General features: G+C 71.2%; 17 protein-coding genes. 10 read left to right on the top strand and 7 right to left on the bottom strand.

What is annotated here, in order from left to right; translation table 11 throughout:
- Window positions 1-6: 6 nt before the first annotated feature.
- Window positions 7-684, bottom strand: a complete 678-nt coding sequence (locus ABZ208_RS27310; RefSeq protein ID WP_356912107.1) for a GntR family transcriptional regulator — start codon at window positions 682-684, stop codon at window positions 7-9.
- A gap of 105 nt (window positions 685-789) precedes the next feature.
- Between ABZ208_RS27310 and ABZ208_RS27305 the strand changes: the two genes are divergently transcribed.
- Both ABZ208_RS27305 and ABZ208_RS27300 read left to right on the top strand, forming a co-directional pair.
- Complete coding sequence (locus ABZ208_RS27305; RefSeq protein WP_356912106.1) at window positions 790-1254, top strand: hypothetical protein; 465 nt, start codon at window positions 790-792, stop codon at window positions 1252-1254.
- A gap of 394 nt (window positions 1255-1648) precedes the next feature.
- Entirely contained in the window at window positions 1649-2563 is a 915-nt protein-coding gene (locus tag ABZ208_RS27300; protein WP_356912105.1) for a hypothetical protein, read from the top strand.
- Window positions 2564-2809: 246 nt separating this feature from the next.
- Here ABZ208_RS27300 and ABZ208_RS27295 read toward each other — a convergent pair whose 3' ends face one another.
- Window positions 2810-4177, bottom strand: a complete 1368-nt coding sequence (locus ABZ208_RS27295; RefSeq protein ID WP_356912104.1) for an aspartate aminotransferase family protein — start codon at window positions 4175-4177, stop codon at window positions 2810-2812.
- A 175-nt stretch (window positions 4178-4352) separates the two neighbouring features.
- Between ABZ208_RS27295 and ABZ208_RS27290 the strand changes: the two genes are divergently transcribed.
- From ABZ208_RS27290 to ABZ208_RS27280, 3 genes are all read left to right on the top strand, one after another.
- Window positions 4353-4946 (top strand): type 1 glutamine amidotransferase family protein, encoded by a 594-nt coding sequence (locus tag ABZ208_RS27290; protein WP_356912103.1) that lies wholly within the window; start codon window positions 4353-4355, stop codon window positions 4944-4946.
- On the top strand, window positions 4943-5434 hold the full coding sequence (locus ABZ208_RS27285; protein WP_356912102.1) for a MarR family transcriptional regulator: 492 nt from the start codon (window positions 4943-4945) through the stop codon (window positions 5432-5434). The genes ABZ208_RS27290 and ABZ208_RS27285 overlap by 4 nt, the downstream gene beginning before the upstream one ends.
- A 261-nt stretch (window positions 5435-5695) precedes the next feature.
- Window positions 5696-7372, top strand: a complete 1677-nt coding sequence (locus tag ABZ208_RS27280; RefSeq protein WP_356912101.1) for a serine/threonine-protein kinase — start codon at window positions 5696-5698, stop codon at window positions 7370-7372.
- A gap of 7 nt (window positions 7373-7379) precedes the next feature.
- Here ABZ208_RS27280 and ABZ208_RS27275 read toward each other — a convergent pair whose 3' ends face one another.
- Window positions 7380-8747, bottom strand: a complete 1368-nt coding sequence (locus ABZ208_RS27275) for a S1 family peptidase (protein WP_356912100.1) — start codon at window positions 8745-8747, stop codon at window positions 7380-7382.
- 194 nt (window positions 8748-8941) lie between these two features.
- Between ABZ208_RS27275 and ABZ208_RS27270 the strand changes: the two genes are divergently transcribed.
- Window positions 8942-10822 (top strand): serine/threonine-protein kinase, encoded by a 1881-nt coding sequence (locus ABZ208_RS27270; protein WP_356912099.1) that lies wholly within the window; start codon window positions 8942-8944, stop codon window positions 10820-10822.
- Window positions 10823-10840: 18 nt separating this feature from the next.
- On the opposite strand, the gene ABZ208_RS27265 is transcribed toward ABZ208_RS27270, so the two are convergent.
- Window positions 10841-11248, bottom strand: coding sequence for a hypothetical protein (locus ABZ208_RS27265; protein WP_356912098.1), 408 nt, complete (start codon window positions 11246-11248; stop codon window positions 10841-10843).
- Window positions 11249-11404: 156 nt separating this feature from the next.
- Between ABZ208_RS27265 and ABZ208_RS27260 the strand changes: the two genes are divergently transcribed.
- On the top strand, window positions 11405-12241 hold the full coding sequence (locus tag ABZ208_RS27260; RefSeq protein ID WP_356912097.1) for a helix-turn-helix transcriptional regulator: 837 nt from the start codon (window positions 11405-11407) through the stop codon (window positions 12239-12241).
- Window positions 12238-12480 carry a DUF397 domain-containing protein gene (locus ABZ208_RS27255; RefSeq protein WP_356912096.1) on the top strand — a complete coding sequence of 81 codons (243 nt, stop codon included), beginning with the start codon at window positions 12238-12240 and terminating at the stop codon, window positions 12478-12480. The genes ABZ208_RS27260 and ABZ208_RS27255 overlap by 4 nt, the downstream gene beginning before the upstream one ends.
- A gap of 12 nt (window positions 12481-12492) precedes the next feature.
- Here ABZ208_RS27255 and ABZ208_RS27250 read toward each other — a convergent pair whose 3' ends face one another.
- Complete coding sequence (locus ABZ208_RS27250; RefSeq protein ID WP_356912095.1) at window positions 12493-14229, bottom strand: protein kinase; 1737 nt, start codon at window positions 14227-14229, stop codon at window positions 12493-12495.
- A gap of 85 nt (window positions 14230-14314) precedes the next feature.
- Between ABZ208_RS27250 and ABZ208_RS27245 the strand changes: the two genes are divergently transcribed.
- Window positions 14315-15151, top strand: coding sequence for a hypothetical protein (locus ABZ208_RS27245; RefSeq protein WP_356912094.1), 837 nt, complete (start codon window positions 14315-14317; stop codon window positions 15149-15151).
- Window positions 15152-15272: 121 nt separating this feature from the next.
- Here ABZ208_RS27245 and ABZ208_RS27240 read toward each other — a convergent pair whose 3' ends face one another.
- Window positions 15273-16556: an adenylosuccinate synthase gene (locus tag ABZ208_RS27240; protein ID WP_328398425.1), complete on the bottom strand. Its 1284-nt coding sequence runs from the start codon at window positions 16554-16556 to the stop codon at window positions 15273-15275.
- Window positions 16557-16709: 153 nt separating this feature from the next.
- Here ABZ208_RS27240 and ABZ208_RS27235 point away from each other — a divergent pair, with 153 nt between their 5' ends.
- A complete protein-coding gene (locus tag ABZ208_RS27235; protein WP_356912093.1) occupies window positions 16710-17519 on the top strand; it encodes a diacylglycerol kinase in 810 nt (269 codons plus the stop codon).
- Window positions 17520-17808: 289 nt separating this feature from the next.
- Here ABZ208_RS27235 and ABZ208_RS27230 read toward each other — a convergent pair whose 3' ends face one another.
- On the bottom strand, window positions 17809-18285 hold the full coding sequence (locus ABZ208_RS27230; RefSeq protein WP_356912142.1) for a helix-turn-helix domain-containing protein: 477 nt from the start codon (window positions 18283-18285) through the stop codon (window positions 17809-17811).
- Window positions 18286-18361: the final 76 nt, after the last annotated feature.

The following is an 18361-nucleotide window of genomic DNA, read 5'->3' as shown; positions in this document are numbered from 1 at the left end:
CTCAGCTCACCGCTCCAGCCGGTCCGCCCACGCGAGCGCATGGTCGTTGTACGCGCGGATCTCCGCGCGAACGGATTTCTCGTCACCCCGGGCGACCGCGTTCACGACGTCCTCGTGTCCGGCCCACAGCCAGTCCATCAGCCGCGGGTCGGCGCGCAGATACGGCACGGCGAACACCCAGGCCTGGACGCGCAGTTTGTGCAGAAAGTCGATGATGTAAGGATTTTCCGCGATCTGACTGAGTTCGCGCCAGAAGCGGATGTCGTAGCCGATGAGGATGTCCAGATCCCCGGCGCGAGCCGCCCTGGCGGCCTCCTCGGCCCGGCGGCGTACCGACAGCATGGCCTGCGCGTCCATGAGGGTGCCCCGCCCGGAGGCTCTGCGGAAGGCGCCGTCGACGACCAGCGCGCGGGCCTCGACCATGCTGCGGTAGTCGGCGACCGAGAACCGGTGCACCTTGAAGCCGCGGTGCTGGTCGGAATCGAGCAGTCCCTGAGCGGAGAGGTCGACGAGCGCCTCACGGACCGGGGTCGCCGAGACGCCGTACTGGTCGGCGATCTGCTTGACGGTGAAGGCCTGCCCGGGCTTCAGCCGCCCCGCCAGCACCTCGTCCCGCAGCGCGTCCGCGATCTGCTGTCGCAGTGTGCTGCGGGTGACAGAGGTACTGCCGCCGTTGCCGGGCATGGTGGCCTTCTCCTTTTTCCGGGTCCCGGACACGATAGGCCAGGGCCGCGCCACGGGGTGCGGGGCATACGTTCACCAGCGGCGGCACGAGGAGCTGAGGCCGGAGTGACGGACGGGTTCGAGCCGGCCACCGGCGACGGACCGGCGCCCGCCGGGACGGGGCGGGCCGCGGAGGTGCGGGCGGCGGAGGTGCGCACGGCGTTCGAGGGCATGCTGCAGATCCGCCGCCTGACCAACACGGACGCGGCGGACCCGGCCGCCGTCCCGGCCGCGTGGGAACTGCACCGGATGGTCCGCGCGGTGGCCCTGGCGCTGGAGGCGTCGGGCTTTGCGCCCTCGGGCGTGGATGCGGACGAGCGCCGTACGGCGACGGGCTACCGGGTCCGGGCAGGCGAGCGCCCCCACACGGTGCACGTGGACTGGCTGGGACCGGCGGGCAGCGGGGCAGCCCACTCGGAGGACGCAGAACTGACGGCGTGCGCCGAGGCGTTGGGGCGGCTGGGGTGGGAGGCACTGCTGTACCGGGGGCCGCGCAAGAAGCGGTTCCTGGAGGTGGAACGGGGGGTGTGAGCCTGGCCGGCCGACGGTCGCGTCACATCGGCTCCGCTGAGTCGGGGAGCGTGCACACCCTCTGTTGCCCGCACGGCCGGGAATGGCTCACGCGCGGTCACGCAGCCTGACGGCCGGCTGCTCCGAACAGGCCTGAACGCCGAATGCTGTTCACGGTAGGTCGAACCGCGACCGAGCGCGCCGACAGACACGGCATTGTGCCGGGGCGGCGCGCCGCTGCTTAGCCCCATCGGACCGATCGCGCTCCGCCGATGTGTTGATCACCGTGCGCGCCTCCCGTACTGCTTGCGAACGCGAACGGATCATGCCGGAGGTAGGCCCGGAACGGCTTCGGCCCGGGATCTACCTCGAGTGACCAGTTCGCACAGCACACACAGAGAAAGTAGGACACACCATGAGTCCTGACAGAAGGAACGGGTCCGGCCTCGGTCCGCTCCCCCAGCGGGGCAAAGTGCTCACCGGCGGTGCGCTCGCGTCGCTGGCCTTCGTGATGGTGGGCCTCAGCAACCCTGCGACGGCGGCAGCGCCGACCCAGCGGACGGCGGCCGCGGTGACTGTGGCACCCACGCCGAAGGACGACAGGTGTGACAGGTGGTACGACCGCCAAGGCCACCTGGTGGTGGAGAGCGGTGGAGACAAGTGCAAGCCCGCCAAGCCCGCCAAGAAGGGCCCCACCGGACCGACCGGACCCACCGGACCCAAGGGTGACACCGGCGACACCGGCGACACCGGACCCACCGGACCCACCGGACCGGGCGGCGACACCGGCGACACCGGACCCACCGGACCCACCGGACCGACCGGACCCACCGGTGACACCGGACCGTGCTCCGACATCGACAGCTACGCCCCCAGCAACTCCGAAGAGTTCAGCGTGGTGCTCACCGGCGGGCAGTACTTCGTCGGCCAACGGCTCCACGAGGGCAACACGGACACGAACGGCAACGGGGTCCCGGACCTCGATGAGGACGGCGACGGCCTCGACTTCGAGGCGGAAGGACCGTACGTCTGGCAGAACATCAGCGACGGACCGCCCAACGACAACTTCCCGGCCAACCCGTGTGCCGCGTCCATCACCGCCCAGGGCAACTCGGCCTTCGCCAAGGTGCTCACCACCGACGGTGAGGTGTGGGAGACGCACGGCGACGTCGAGGGGCAGCAGTTCGTCTGGGACGAGGACTGGGTCGAGCTCACCGAACCGGCGGCGCTCGCGGTGGACCGGTTCAAGAGCGAGAAGGCCCTCCGCGGCGCCCCGAAGAACAGCACCCTCAGTGGGATGCCGTTCCTGCCGCCGATGAGCGGTCGCTGAGGCATCCGATGAGCGGTCGCTGAAGCGTCCGATGCGCGGCCGTGTGCCGTGCCCGGTCTCCGGGCACGGCACACGTGCGTCCGGTCCGCCCCGCACCCCGGACGACCCCGAAGGCCCGGCACCTTCGCGCCCGCAGGACGTGGCGCGAGGTACGGGGAGATCCCCGACGGGCACGCCCGCTCCCTGCGACCGAGGCGCGAGCCCCTGAGCGCAGTGCCCCCCGATCAGACAGGGCAGTGCTCCCGATTACGCCACGTACTCGTCCGCGACCGAGAGCGCCGCGTCGAGGACCGCCAGGCCCTCCTTGGCCTCCGCCTCCGTCACGTTGCACGCCGGGACCGCATGCGTGCGGTTCATGTTCACGAACGGCCACAGGCCGTTCTTCTTGCAGGCCGCCGCGAAGGCCGCCATCGGCGCCGCCGCCTCACCCGACGCGTTGTACGGCACCAGCGGCTCACGCGTCTCGCGGTCGCGGACCAGGTCCAGCGCCCAGAACACGCCCGTGCCGCGCACCTCGCCCACCGACGGGTGGCGCTCCGCGAGTTCACGCAGGCCCGGGCCGAGCACCGTCTCGCCCAGGTGGGCCGCGTTCTCGACGACCTTCTCCTCCTCCATCACCTGGATGGTGGCGACCGCGGCCGCGCAGGCCAGCGGGTGGCCGGAGTAGGTCAGTCCGCCCGGGTAGGGGCGCTTGTCGAAGGTCGCGGCGATCTCGGCGGAGATCGCGACACCACCGAGCGGCACATAACCGGAGTTGACGCCCTTGGCGAAGGTCATGAGGTCCGGGGTGACGTCGAAGTGCTCGGCGGCGAACCACTTGCCCGTACGGCCGAAGCCCGACATGACCTCGTCGAGCACGAAGACGATGCCGTACCGGTCACAGATCTCGCGGACGCCCGCGAGATAGCCCGGCGGCGGCGTCATGATGCCGGCCGTGCCCGGGATCGTCTCCAGGACGATCGCCGCGATGGTCTGCGGCCCCTCGAAGGCGATGGTGTCCTCGAGGTGCGTCAGCGCGCGGGCGCACTCCTGCTCCTCGGTCTCGGAGTAGAACGGCGAGCGGTACAGGAACGGCGCCCAGAAGTGCACGACACCCGCGGTGCCGTTGTCGTTGGCCCAGCGGCGCGGGTCGCCGGTGACGTTGATCGCGGTGGCGGTGCCGCCGTGGTACGAGCGGTAGGCCGAGAGCACCTTGGGGCGGCCCGTGTGCAGCCGGGCCATCCGGACGGCGTTCTCGATCGCCTCGGCGCCGCCGTTGGTGAAGAAGATCTTGTCCAGGTCGCCGGGGGTGCGCTCGGCGATGAGGCGTGCGGCCTCGGAGCGGGACTCGACGGCGAAAGCGGGCGCGAAGGTGGCGAGCTTTCCGGCCTGCTCCTGGATCGCGGCGACGACCTTCGGGTGCTGATAGCCGATGTTCGTGTAGACGAGTCCGCTGGTGAAGTCGAGGTAGCGGTTCCCGTCGTAGTCCCAGAAGTACGCCCCCTCGGCACCGGCGACGGCGAGCGGGTCGATCAGGCCCTGGGCGGACCACGAGTGGAAGACATGCGCGCGGTCGGCGGCCTTGACGGCGGCGCCGGCCTGCGGATCGGGGGAGGTGAGGGGCTGAGGGGTCATGCGCGCCAGGGTAAGGACGCGCGGATGGAGACCGACATGGCCACTTTGTATGGCCTCTGCCTCTTTCATCGGCGATGTGTCGTGCGGGTGGAGACACCCACCCGGTCATTTGACAACATACTGTCGTTATGACAGTCTTCTGTCATCGGAACACCGCACACGTCCGGAGGGCTCCATGACCAGCACCACCGTTCATCTCGCCGTGTACGACACCTTCGCCGACTGGGAGACGGGCCACATCACCGCCCACCTCACCCAGAACGGCTTCACCGTGCGGACCGTCGGCCCCACCACCGAGCCGGTGACCACCATGGGGGGCCTGCGCATCCAGCCCGATCTGGCACTCGACGAGCTCGACCCGGCCGACAGCCGGATGCTGATCCTCACCGGCGCGCACCTGTGGGACACCGGGGACGACCTCGCGCCCTTCGCGGCCAAGGCACGCGCCTTCCTCGATGCGGACGTGCCGGTCGCCGCGATCTGCGGTGCGACGGCCGGGATCGCCCGTGAGGGCCTGCTCGACGACCGCGCCCACACCAGCGCCGTTTCGTTCTACCTCGACGCCACCGGCTACAAGGGCGGCGAGCACTACCGCGACGCGGACGCCGTCACCGACGGCGATCTGATCACCGCCGGCCCGACCGAACCCGTCGCGTTCGCCCGCGAGGTCTTCGCCAGGCTCGGCGTGTACGACGGCGAGAAGCTGGACGCCTGGTACCGGCTGTTCCACGACTCGGACGCGTCGGCGTACGAGATCCTCTCGGCATGAACACGCGAGACCCGCATCATCCCCAGGAGCTGCTGACGCGCACGGCGCTCGGCGTCTTCCGCCTGAACGGCCAGTTCCTCACCGTGTCGGACGGCCTGGCCCGTGAAGCCGGACTGACGGCGGCGCGCTGGCAGGTGCTCGGAGCGGTGGTGCGCGAGCCGCAGTCCGTCGCCGGGATCGCCCGCGCGATGGGCATCACCCGCCAGAGCGTGCAGCGCGTCGCCGATGTGCTGGCCGAGCAGGGACTGGCCGAGTACGGCCCCAACCCGGCCCACCGCCGCGCCAAGCTGCTGCACGCCACCGAACTCGGCCGGGAAGCGATCCAGAAGATCGATCCGGGGCATGCGCGGCTGGCGCACCGGCTGCTGGAGGCCCTGGGCCCCGAGGAGTTCGCCGAGACGGCACATGCGCTGGAGCAGCTCTCGCAGGCGATGGCGGCGATCGAGGCGGAAGGGCTCGGCGGGCCCACGGAGACCGACACCGCCTGACCAGGCCGGCCCACTGCCCCGAACGCGGCCTTCAGACAGTCGATGACGCCTGCCGTGTCCTCGACCGATGATCCACGGCGTGACACTCGTACAGCCCTCGGGAACCGGCTTGACCGTCATGACAGTCTCCTCGCTCACGGGGTCACGTCGATGAGACCGACCGCAGGCGGCGAACAGGTCGGATCCTGACCTATATGACCCCTGCGGGTGGCACTATCCTCGGTCCGTCGAACATCGGGTACGGGGGAGGACCGCACGGCGATGGAGCAGCTGTCAGCTGGGGATCCGCAGCACATCGGCGACTACCGGCTCCTGGCCCGGCTCGGCGCGGGCGGCATGGGACAGGTGTATCTCGCCCGCTCGGACCGCGGCCGGACCGTCGCCGTGAAGCTCGTACGGCAGGAACTGGCCCAGCAGGAGGAGTTCCGCAGCCGCTTCCGCCTCGAGGTGCGCTCCGCCCTGCGCGTCGGCGGGGAGTGGACCGCACCCGTGCTGGACGCGGACACCGAGGCGCCCGTCCCCTGGGTCGCCACGGGATATGTCGCGGGGCCCGCGCTGCACACCGTCGTCTCCGGACCGCACGGCCCGCTGCCCGAGCGCTCGGTCCGCTTCCTGGCCTCCGGCCTCGCATACGCGCTCACCGACATCCATGCGGCCGGACTCATCCACCGCGACCTCAAGCCGTCCAACGTCCTGGTCACCATCGACGGTCCCCGCGTCATCGACTTCGGCATAGCCCGCGCCCTGGAGACGGTCACCGACGGCGGCCTCACCCGCACCGGCGCACTCGTCGGCTCCCCCGGCTTCATGTCCCCGGAGCAGGTGCGCGGCGACCGGGTCACCCCCGCCTGCGACATCTTCTGCCTCGGGTCGGTCCTCGCGTACGCGGCGACCGGGCGGCTGCCGTTCGGCGCGGCGGAGAGCGGTGTGCATGCGCAGCTGTTCCGTATCGCGCAGGAGGAACCGGACCTGGACGGGCTGCCCGAGGGCCTGCGCGAGCTGGTGCGGGACTGCCTCCACAAGGATCCCGGGGCCCGGCCGTCACTGCCGCAGATCCTGGAGCGTACGACGGACGATGCGGACACCGAGCCGTGGCTGCCAGGGGCACTGACAGCCCAACTGGGCCGCCATGCTGTGCAGTTGCTGGAGTACGAGCAGCCACGGACACCGCTCCCCGCGCCCGCACCGACACCCGCGCCTCCGCACCAGCCGACGATCACGGCGCCCTCGACACCCCCGACGCCGATGCCGTCACCTCCGCCGCCGCCCCTGCCTGCCCCCGCCCCGGCGCCGCAGCCCGCGTACGGCTACCCGCAACAGCCGTACCCGCAGTACGCGACACCCGCCCTCACCCCTCTCCCGGCCCCCGCTCCCCCGCCGCTGCCCAGCAGTTCGCGCGGCGGCACGCTCGCGCTGACAGCCGTCGCCCTGGTGGTCGCGGTCGGCGCGGGCACCGCGGTGTACGCGTTCATGTCCAAGGACGACCACGGCACCAAGGCCGGCCCCGAGCCGACCGCCACCGCCAAGAGCGCCACCCCGTCCGGAACCCCGGCCACGGACGGCCCCTCGCCCTCGCCCTCGTCGTCCCCCTCCGCAGCCTCGGGCACGGTGCCGGCCGCGTACCTCGGCAGCTGGGAGGCCACGTTCGACACGGCCGACGGCACCAACACCCGCAGCATGACGATCACGCAGGGCTCGACGGGCGAACAGGTGATGACCTTGAGCGGCTCCGGCCCCAATTACGAGTGCCGCTGGTCCGCCACCCTCCGCGCCTCGGGCCCGCCCCTCGAACTGGGCCCGACCCAGGTCACGTTCGGCGACCCGGTGAGCTGTTCGCCGGGCCAGTGGAGCCGTCTGGCCATGCCCGACGGCACGACGATCGTCCGCGAACTGGTCGGCTCGGGCGGCGAACCGCTCACCTACAGGAAGACCGGCTGACCCTGCCTCAGGCCCACAACTGGGAGTAGTGGTCGCGGTAGTTCCTGCGCCCCTGCGCCGACTGGATCCAGCGGCTGGCCACCAGGAGGATCAGGCTCGCGACCATGACCCCGATCCCTGGACCGAGGGCGCCCAAGGGCCCGAGGCCGGCGGCGATCGACTCCACGGTGACCGATCCGCTCTCACCGCCCGGCGACGCGGGCGTACCGGCCGCTCCCGGCGCACCGGCTTCGGCGGCGGCCGGCGGCGGCACCGGCGCCTGCGCACCCGCCCCGGCGCCGTCCTGAGCGGCCGAGGCACTGCCCGCCAGGCTCACCCCGAGGTCGGCCAGCGCCTTGGTCGCCGGCTCGAAGTACGTGACGCCCCCGCTCGTGCAGTCCCCGTTGCCTCCGGAGGTCACGCCCAGCGCCAGGCCCTGGGCGAAGAGCGGGCCCCCGCTGTCCCCGGGCTCGGCACAGACCGTGGTCTGGATCAGGCCCGTGACCGTGCCCTCGGGGTAGTTGACCGTCGCATTCAGCGCGGTCACCTCCCCCGAGCGGAAGCCCGACGTGCTGCCGCTGCGGAAGACCCGCTGCCCGACCACGGGATCGGCGGCGGCGGTGATCCGTACGCCACGGCCCTCGCCGATCTCCACGACGTCCGGCTGGGCTCCGCCGAAGGGCTCGCCGCCCTCGTACCGTACGAGGGAGAAGTCGTTGCCCGGGAAGCTGGAGACGGTGGTCGTGCCGAGCGGTCCGGCGTCGCCCTGGCGGTCGACGAACCAGGTGGTGCCGACGGGGCCGCAGTGTCCGGCCGTCAGGATGAACGACTGCTGTCCGTCGGTCACATTGAACCCCGCCGAGCAGCGGCTGTTGCCCGCGAAGATCGGGGAGGCCCCGTTCACCCTGGTGGTGAAGGTGCCCGCGGTGCGCTCCATCTGGACGGAGCCGCCGATCCGTTCGGCAAGGCCGGTCAGGCTCGACCAGTCCGCGGCGGAGACGGTGCTGTCGGCCTGCACCACGACCCGGTTGGTCGCGTAGTCGACATGCCAGGCGGTCCCGGTGACCTTCGGCGCCTCGCCGAGGGCCTCGGTCGCCGAGCGGAGCCGGTCCATGCTGTAGCGCACGACCTTGGGCTTCGCACCGGCCTCCCGCACCTCCGCCGCCGCGTCCTCGTCGATCACCGCGACGACCGGCCGGCCGTCGGCCCCGATCCAGTTGCCCGCGGTACGCGACGTCCCGAGCCGCGAGACGACCTTCGCCGCCTCGGCCGTGGCGCCCGCCCCCGGGGACGGTTCGCTCGCCACGGCACTGGAGACCATCAGCCCGCCCGAGACGAGTCCGCCGATGGCCGCCAGCCGCGCGAGCCGCTGGAGGTTGCGCCGTGCGTGCCTCATCTGCGGCCCCAAGGTCGTCCGACTGGTCCTACGTCTATACGTGCCGCCGGGCCGCCGTGTTCACCCGGAAGCGAGGATCCCGCGCGAGGGTCCGGAGTCCGCTCCTACCGGACTCACCGGACGGCCCGGACACGATCACGGCCCCGGCCCTCAACGTCGCGCACACGACAAGGGGATCGTGCGAGGATCACCGAGTGGATGCGCTTACTCCCGAAGACCCTTCCCGCATCGGCCCGTTCCGCCTCATCGGCCGGCTCGGCTCAGGCGGCATGGGCCGGGTGTATCTCGCACGGTCCGAGGGCGGGCGTACCGTCGCGGTGAAACTCGTACACGCACAGCTCGCCGAACAGGACGAGTTCCGGCGCCGGTTCGCGCGCGAGGTGGCCTCCTTGGAGCGGGTCGGCGGGGCCGGGACCGCTCCCGTGATCGCGTCCGACACCTCGGCCGATGCCCCCTGGGTGGCCATCACCTATGTGCCGGGGCCGTCGCTGCGGACCGTGGTCGGCGAGGAGTTCGGGCCGCTGCCGCCCGTCACCGTGCAGGCGCTCGCGCACCGGCTCGCCGACGCACTCACGCACATCCACTCCGCGGGCCTGGTCCACCGGGACCTCAAACCGTCCAACATCCTGCTCACCGTGGACGGGCCGCGGATCATCGACTTCGGCATCGCACGCGCCGTGGACACCGTCACCGACGGTGGGCTGACCGGCACGGGCGCGGTCGTCGGATCGCCCGGTTTCATGTCGCCCGAGCAGGTGCGGGGCGAGAGGGTGACGCCCGCGTCGGACATCTTCTGCCTGGGCGCGGTGCTGGCGTACGCGGCGACCGGGACGGCTCCGTTCGGGTCCGTGGACAGCGGCGCGCACGCCATGATGTTCCGTATCGCGCACGACGAGCCGGACCTCACCGGCCTGCCGCCCGAGCTCGGCCCGCTCGTCCGGGCCTGCCTCGACAAGGACCCGCAGCGCCGCCCGTCCGCCTCCGTGCTCGCCGCGACGGACCCGGGGACCGGGGACACCTGGCTGCCCGCGGGGGTGCTGGCCGGGCTCGGTCGCAGCGCGGCACAGCTGCTGGACGCGGACACGCCCGTACCGGGCCGGGACGACCCCACGCCGGCCGATGAACCCGGCGCACCGGCTCCGCGCCGCCGACGGCGTACGGCAGTGGTGGCCTCGGCCGTGGCGATGGCCGTACTCGCCGCGGGAGGCGTTGCCGCGGCCGCACTCTGGCCGGACGGCGCCAAGCGCGACGACGGCAGCAACAACGCGGCGCGTACCCCGTCCTCCTCCGGTGGCAGCGGTTCGGCCAAGGCGTCCACCGCAGCGGCCGGGATCGTGCCCGGGTCGTTCCTCGGCGCGTGGGAAGGGGTGCTCGAGGGCACCGCCCAGGCGCCGTACGCGACCGGACGCATCGAGATCACGCAGGGCAAGGCCGGTGAGAAGGCCGCGGTGTACGTGATGGTCACCGGCGAACGCCTGTGCATGGGCCGGTCCGTGCTCGTCTCCGCGGACAGCGACCGGATCGTCTTCGGCGAGAGCGACGTCACGGTGAGCGTGCCCGAGAAGCAGTGCACCCCGGCCGCGCACCAGACGCTCACGGTCCGCTCCCCCGACGTGCTGGAGTGGCGGTCCGGAACGGTGACGTCGACCTTCCGCAAGTCGAAGAGCGGTCCCGATGTCGTGCCGGCGAGGTTCGTCGGCGTGTGGCAGGAGGACGAGTCGGGTCCCGAATGGGGACCCGGGCAGGCCGAGCTGTTCGACCGCCGCGTGACGATCACGCAGGGCCCTGTCGGCGCGCCGCTCGTACGGTTCGACAACACGAACCCGCGGACGGACGAGGAGACCGGAGAACCGACCGGCGGCTCGTTCCACTGTGCGGGCACGGCCGTGCTGGCGGGCGTCGGCACCTACCTCGTCGCGGGGCCCTCCACCCCGGACGAGGCGGCCTCGGACTCCGAGTGCGTGGACAGTCCGACATCGCAGTATCTGCGCGTCGACCGCTTCGAGGGCAAGGAGCGGCTGCTCGTGTACGGGATGAGCGCGGACGGCGAACCCGGGGAGTACTACCGCCAGTGACCACCGCGTCCAGGGGACTCAGCCGAGCAGCGTGATCACGGCGCTGCGCAGCAGGACCGGATGGACGAAGCGGTCGGCCATGACGGGTGGGAAGCGCCACAGCAGCGGCCAGGTGCGCCCGGCAAGCGCCGGGACCGGCACGTAACTCTCGCACCCGTTGGCCAAGTTGTAGCAGAGCGCACCGCGCGGCCAGGAACGGCGGGTGGTGCTGCCCGGCGGGAGCAGGAAGTACGCACAGCGGCGGCCGCTCACATCGACGACGACCGGGCCGGGCTCGCCGCCGGTCATGTGGTCCATCAGGTCGACGAGTCGATGGCCGTCGTCACCCGTGACCCTCACGGCGTCGAATTGCACTCCGGCCTTTCGGAGTCGGAATCCGGAATCAGGAATCCAGTCGAGGTTCGCCTCGCGACTTTGTGTATCCACCCGTCCAGTCTGGCGATCCCCCCTTAGCGTTTTCCATGGCGCACGGCGTGCCGTCACACAGGGGTTGACCTGCGGCAACGCCATTAGTTCCGGGTCGAGTTCGGCAGGGACGGGTTGTGATCGGTTGAGTCCGGTCGAGTCGGGAGGTGATCGGAAATGGCGCGTTCCGAGAACAAGGAGTCGGCGGGTCCGACGACGCGGCTGGTGGCCGACATGGCACGCCGGATGCGGGCCAGGAAGGGCTGGACACAAGAGCAGTTAGGCGACCGGATCGGCTTCACGGCGTCGGCGGTGAGCGCGATGGAGACGTGTGCGCAGCCGGCGAGCGACGCGATGCTGGTGCAGCTGGAGGCGGCCCTCGGGGACGGGCTTGGCCTGTTCGAGCAGGCGCGGGAGTACGTACGGCTGGACAAGTACCCGGCCCAGTTCAAGAACTACGCGCTGCTGGAACAGAAGGCGCTGGGGCTGCACTTGTACGCCACGCTGGTCGTGCACGGCCTCTTCCAGACGGAGGAGTACGCGCGGGCGCTGATCGGCGGTGGCTACCCTCCGTTGCCCGAGCACCGGGTGGAGGAGCTGGTGGAGGCGCGGATGGCGCGCCGGGCGCTGTTCGAGCGGGAGCCGGTGGCGCTGATCGAGGTGGTGCTGGAGGAGTCGGTGCTGCGCCGGACGATCGGGAGCGAGGAGATCATGCGTGGCCAGATGCGGTATCTGGCGGAGTGCGGGAGGCGGCGTAACGTGACGTTGCAGGTGCTGCCGTTGGATGCGGGCTTGAGCGGTGAGTACGCGGGCGCATATGGCGAGATGAATTTGATCGAGACGCCGGAGCACGACCACCTGGTCTACCTGGAACCGCAGGAGGAGTGCCTGCTGATCAACGACCCGGGAAAGGTGAGCACCTATGCACAGCGGTATGCGAAGATCCGGGCACAGGCCCTGGGTCCTCGTGAATCGCTGGGCCTCATCGAGCGGTTGGCAGGAGACCAGCAATGACCAGCACCCTCCGGTGGTTCAAGTCGAGCTACAGCAACCCCAGTGGCGGCGACTGCATCGAGGTTGCCTTCGACTGGCGCGCGTCCTCGTACAGCGACGCCAGCGGCGGCGAGTGCATCGAGGTCGCCGCCTGCCCCCACACCATCCACATCCGGGACTCCAAGGTCCCCGACGGCCCGGTCTTCACCGTGGCCCCCGAGGCCTGGGCCGTCTTCGTCGGTCACGCCGCCCAGGCGTAGCCGACGGGCCGGTCAGTTCTCGGCCGGCATGACCTGGGTCACCTTGCCCTTGAGGTCTGCCTGCAGGTAGCCGGTGACGTAGTCGTCGGTGAGATAGACGGCCAGGTTCAGCGGATCACCGAAGGTGTCGTCGGCGGGATTGACCAGGATGTAGCGCATGGTCGGCTTCTTCACGTTCAGGTCCTTGTCGGCCCGCTTCAGCAGGGCGGGGACGACGTCCCAGTCGAAGTCGTCCAGGCTGAACGGGCGATCGCCGCCGATGATCGAGCTGCTGATGATGCCCTTCTCCACACCCTGGCCCGGGCGGTAGGTGTAGCTGTCGTACTTCTTGTCGCTGCCCTTGACCATGATCTCCGCGGACACGTAGTCCTCGTAGACGGTGAACGCACACGCGCGGTTCGTGCCCGTCGCCGCCTTGATCTCCTTCACCGCCGTCCGGATGCCGTCCGGGGTCTGCAGATCGGTCTTCGCGTCGGCCTGCGACGCCGGTGCCGACGCCGACCGGGTGGCCGTGGGCGCCTTCTGCGTCGGATCCTTCGTCCCGGTCGACGACGACGAGCTCGGCGCGTTCGACGCGGTGTCGCGGTCCTTCTCACCGCCGTCCGGCAGCAGGGTCCACACCAGGACGCCGGCGAGCACGGTCCCGACCACCGACGACGCGATCGCGATGCGGCGCCGCGCAGGTCCGGACGGCGGCGTCTGCCGGGTGGGGCCTGCCGGGTAGGGGGTCGGCGACCCTATAGGGCCCGGCACGGCATCGTGCGGAGTCGCCGGACCGAAGCCCATCGGCGGCCCGAAGCCCGTCGGCGGGCCGAACCCGGCCGGTGCGGACGGCGCGGTCGCCGGTCCGGGAGGGGGCGTCAGCCGGTACGACGTGGTGGCGCCGGCGGGGCCCGGGGCGCTGTCCCTGCCCTGTGCCGCATCCGCGAGCATCCGGTCGACCGTCTCCGGGTCCGGCCGCGCGGCCGGGTCCTTGGTGAGCACGGCGGCCAGGACCCCGGCGAGGGGCCCCGCCTGGCGGGGCGGGGGAAGCTCCTCGCTGAGGACGGCGGCCAGGGTCGCCAGGGTCGTCCCCCTGCGCAGCGGATGGTGCCCTTCGACCGCGACGTACAGCATCATCGCCAGCGACCACACGTCCGCGTCAGGCCCGCCGTCGTGGCCGGAGATGCGCTCGGGGGCCATGTAGTCGGGCGTACCGATGATCGACCCGGTCGCGGTCAGTGCGGTCGACTCCCGGATCGCGGCGATACCGAAGTCGGTGAGGACGGGGCGCCCGTCGGGGCGCATCAGGACGTTGGCGGGCTTCACGTCACGGTGCTGGATGCCGACGTCGTGCGCGGCCCGCAGCGCGGCCAGCACGTCCCGCCCGACCCTGGCGGCCTCGGCGGGCGCCATCGGCCCCTTGTCCAGCCGGTCCTGGAGCGATCCGCCGGTCACCAGCTCCATGACGAGCCACGGGTAGGTGTACTCGCCGCCGTCCACCACGTGGTGGATGGTCACGACGTTGGGGTGGTCGACCCGGGCGAGCGCCCGCGCCTCCCGCAGCACGCGGGCCCGCAGCATCGCCGCGGCCTCCGGGTCGTACTCGGCGAGCCCGGGATCGGGCGGCCGCACCTCCTTGAGGGCCACGGCCCGGTCCAGCACCAGATCGCGTGCTCGCCACACCATGCCCATACCGCCGCCGCCGAGCCGCGCCTCCAGCTCGAAGCGCCCGTCGATGACCCGTCTGCCGGATTCCCCGTCGCTCATGGGCGGGAGCCTACGAGGCGCCGGTGACACGGCCCCGAGCAGGTCCTCCCTCATCTGCCGCCCGGAGCGCTCTACGCTGGCGCGCGTGGGTCGCACCGAGGAGCTCGCCGAAGGCGCAGGGCCGTTCACCACCAAGCTGACCTGGCGCAACGCCGAGGGTGACATCGCGATCTGGGAGTCGCGCGCGGTGCGCAAACTCGGTGCGCTCACCGTACGGGCCGGCGAGGACGCGAAAGCCGTACGGCATCCGGCGGACACTCAGTCCCTGAAACGACTGGGCAGGCTCAACACCATAGCCGCCGTGGCGTTCACGCTCGGCGGCTCGCTGTTCGCGCTCGGCGCCGCGTACGCACTCACGTCGAGCAGCCCGACGGCAGGCGTGTCGATCTACTTCGCGGGAGGACTGTTCTTCAACACCGGCGGCTACGCCTCCCTGCTCCAGTCCGTCAACGCTCCTCGCCGGCGCAGCGGTTCCGACACACTGGAGCCCGTCCCGTGGCGGTGGTGGAGCTACGAACCGATGCGGATCGACTGGCTCGGCACGTTCCTGCTGTTCGCCGGGACGCTCGTGTTCGGCATCAACCTGCTCGACTCGTTCCTGGAAGGGCTGACCTCCCGGCAGACCAACCGGCTGGTCTGGGCACCCGACGTCATCGGCTGCGTGCTGTTCCTGATCTCCGGGCAGCTGGCCCTGGCCGAGGTGAGCCATGGGCTGGCGAGCCTGCGCGTGCACGACCTCGGCTGGTGGATCGTCGCGGTCAACCAGCTGGGATCCGCGCTCTTCATGGTGGCGGCGCTGGCGGACTTCACCGTGCCGGGCACCGGCAACCTGGTGAGTGCGGCGGTGGCCGACTGGGGAACGCTCACCGGAGCCCTGTGCTTCGCCGTCGGCGGCGTACTCCAGGCCTTCGAGCACCCCTGACCGGATTCCTCCGGGCAGGACCCGAACAGACCGGCCGCGGCACCCGCCTCGCTTGAGGGCAGACGGCAGGGGCGCCCCGCACCATCCGGGGCGCCCCTGCCGGTGAGCCGTACCAGCCGTACTACAGGAACGAGTTGATCTCGATCGTCTCGGTCCGGCCGGGGCCGACGCCGATCGCCGAGATCGGGGCGCCCGACATCTCCTCCAGCGCCTTCACGTAGTCCTGCGCGTTCTTCGGCAGGTCGTCGAAGGTCTTCGCCTTGGTGATGTCCTCGGACCAGCCCGGCAGGTACTCGTAGATCGGCTTCGCGTGGTGGAAGTCGGTCTGGGAGTACGGAAGTTCCTCGACCCGCTTGCCGTCGATCTCGTACGCGACGCAGACCGGGATCTGCTCCCAGCCGGTCAGCACGTCCAGCTTGGTGAGGAAGAAGTCGGTCAGGCCGTTGACCCGGGTCGCGTAGCGCGCGATGACCGCGTCGAACCAGCCGCAGCGGCGGTCGCGGCCGGTGGTGACACCGCGCTCGTGGCCGATGCGGCGCAGCGCCTCGCCGTCCTCGTCGAACAGCTCGGTCGGGAACGGGCCCGCGCCGACGCGGGTCGTGTACGCCTTGAGGATGCCGATGACCCGGCTGATCTTCGTCGGTCCCACGCCCGCGCCCGTGCAGGCGCCGCCCGCGGTCGGGTTGGAGGAGGTGACGAAGGGATAGGTGCCGTGGTCGACGTCGAGCAGCGTGCCCTGGCCACCCTCGAAGAGGACGACCTTGCCCTCGTCGATGGCGTTGTTCAGGATCAGCGTGGTGTCGGCGACGTACGGCTTGATCTGCTCCGCGTACTGGAGCATCTCCTCGACGATCTTGTCCGCCTCGATCGCCCGGCGGTTGAAGACCTTGGCGAGGAGCTGGTTCTTCGCCTCCAGCGCCGCCTCGACCTTCTGGGTCAGGATCGACTCGTCGTACAGGTCCTGGACGCGGATGCCGACGCGGTTGATCTTGTCCGCGTAGGTCGGTCCGATGCCACGGCCGGTCGTGCCGATCTTGCGCTTACCAAGGAACCGTTCCGTCACCTTGTCGAGAGTGACGTTGTACGGGGTGATCAGATGGGCGTTTCCGCTGATCAGGAGCTTGGACGTGTCGACACCGCGGTCGTTCAGCCCGCTCAGCTCGGAGAGCAGAACCGCCGGATCCACGACGACACCGTTGCCGATGACCGGGGTGCACCCCGGCGAGAGGATTCCGGAAGGGAGGAGATGCAGCGCATACTTCTGGTCACCGACGACAACCGTGTGGCCGGCGTTGTTGCCACCCTGATAGCGCACCACATAATCAACGGATCCACCGAGGAGGTCGGTGGCCTTTCCCTTGCCTTCGTCACCCCACTGAGCACCGAGCAGCACAAGTGCGGGCACAGGCGTACACCCCTTCCGGGCGGGGCAAGACCAAGGTCAGGGGGCCTGAGCCGTGCCTGAGTCTTCGGACCGGTTGCCCCGGAATAGACGAAGCCCCTGGCGCAATAGCGCAAGGGGCTCTTGCACAAAGATGCTACCCGAGGAAGGACCGAGGTGTCGGATCACGACCAGCTGCTGGTGGTCATCGACCCGGTCGCCCGCCGAACTGACGGCGAGTCCGTGCGAATTGCGAAGGATGTGCTGTGCGGCGGGTCGGAGGCGAAAATTTGTCTCCCCCAGAGCCACGAAGAGTTCGCCCGGGCACTCGCCCGCAGGGGGCCGCGCCGGCCTGTCGTGGTGGGTGACGACCGGGCGCTGCTGCGGGCCGTGACCCTGCTTCACCGGGACCGCCGCCTCGGCGACGACGCGCTGGCACTGATCCCGGTGGGCGCGTCCGTGCAGCTCGCGCACTCGCTGGGCGTGCCCGCAGGCGCTGTCGCGGCGGCGAGGGCGGTGCTGGACGGGGCCGTACGGCGGCTGGATCTGCTGGTCGACGAGAGCGACGGCGTGGTGCTGGGCGATCTCACCATTCCCGCGGTGCGGGATCCGGCGCGGGACGCCGCCGACGGGCACGGCGCGTCGGTGTGGACCACCTGCCGCTCGCTGGTCCGCACCCTGGTCCGGCCCGCCCCGCCCGCGCCCCCTCCCCGTCGGCACCGGCTGCGCGTGGAGGCCGACGGGGTGCTGCTGACCGATCTGGACCAGCCGGTGGAGGGCGTGACGGTCCGGACGGCCGGCGGCCGGGCCGAGGTGACCGTCCAGCACGACGCCGGGTCCGTACCGCTGCGCGCCCGGGCCCTGACGGTCACGGTCTCCGGCGCGGACTTCCGCTACCGCGCGGACGCCCTGATCACGGGTCCGGTCCGGACCCGGACCTGGACGATGCGGCAGGGGGCGTGGGGGCTGACGCTGCCGGCGGCGTGAGGGCGCGGGGCGCCCGGGGCCGGTGGCGTCCCCGGCCGTGGGGCCGTACTCCCTGCGGCCGTTGCCGAGCCCGGTCACGGGGCCGCGCTTCCCACCGACCCGCGGCCGTCGTCGTGCACGCCCTTGGGGCCGTTGCTGTCCTGCGGACCCAGGGGCCGTCGCCGACCCCGGGTCAGGCCGCACCGGCGGTCACGCCACCCGCAGCCCCCGCGACGAGGCCCCCGACGCGCTGCATGGGGCCGTTGCGGACCTGCGGACCCGCGGCCTGCGCCGCAGCCGCCTGGACGCGTCAGCCCGCGCCGTAGATGCGCTCGCGGTGCTCCCGCCAGCGCTCCATCATCTGGGCGAGCTCCTTCTCGATGAACTCGAAGAACTCCAGCGTCTCGCCGAGCCTGCGGCCCGCCGCCGTCCGGGGGCCGAGCCGGGCCATCCCCTCCCGGAAGGTCGCCTCCCAGCGCTTGAGGACCTGGTCGCGATTGGTGAGGGCCTCGTACCACTGGTTGCTGTGGACGCGGTAGCGGTCGCGCCGTGAGCCCGGCTCACGTTCCCGCGTGACCATGCCGACCTGGGAGAGATAGCGGATCGCCCCGGAGACCGCGGCCGGGCTGACCTTCAGCTGTGCGCCGAGTTCGGCCGAGGTCATGACCCCGGCGTCGGACGCCAGGATGGCCGCGAAGACCCGGGACGGCATCCTGGTCATGCCTGCCTCGACCAGCTGAGCGGCGAAGCGCTCGACGAAGGCGGAGACCACGCTTTCGTCCGGCATCGCTGCGGTCTGTTCAGTCACTGTCGGATCATCTCCCCTGTTCACGACCGGGGTCGAGTTTATATGATTCCTTAAC

Source organism: Streptomyces sp. NPDC006208 (genome assembly GCF_040613775.1).
In the GTDB taxonomy this organism is placed as follows: domain Bacteria; phylum Actinomycetota; class Actinomycetes; order Streptomycetales; family Streptomycetaceae; genus Streptomyces.
The sequence above is the reverse complement of the archived record's forward strand: the minus strand, read 5'-3'. Positions and strand labels throughout refer to the sequence as shown.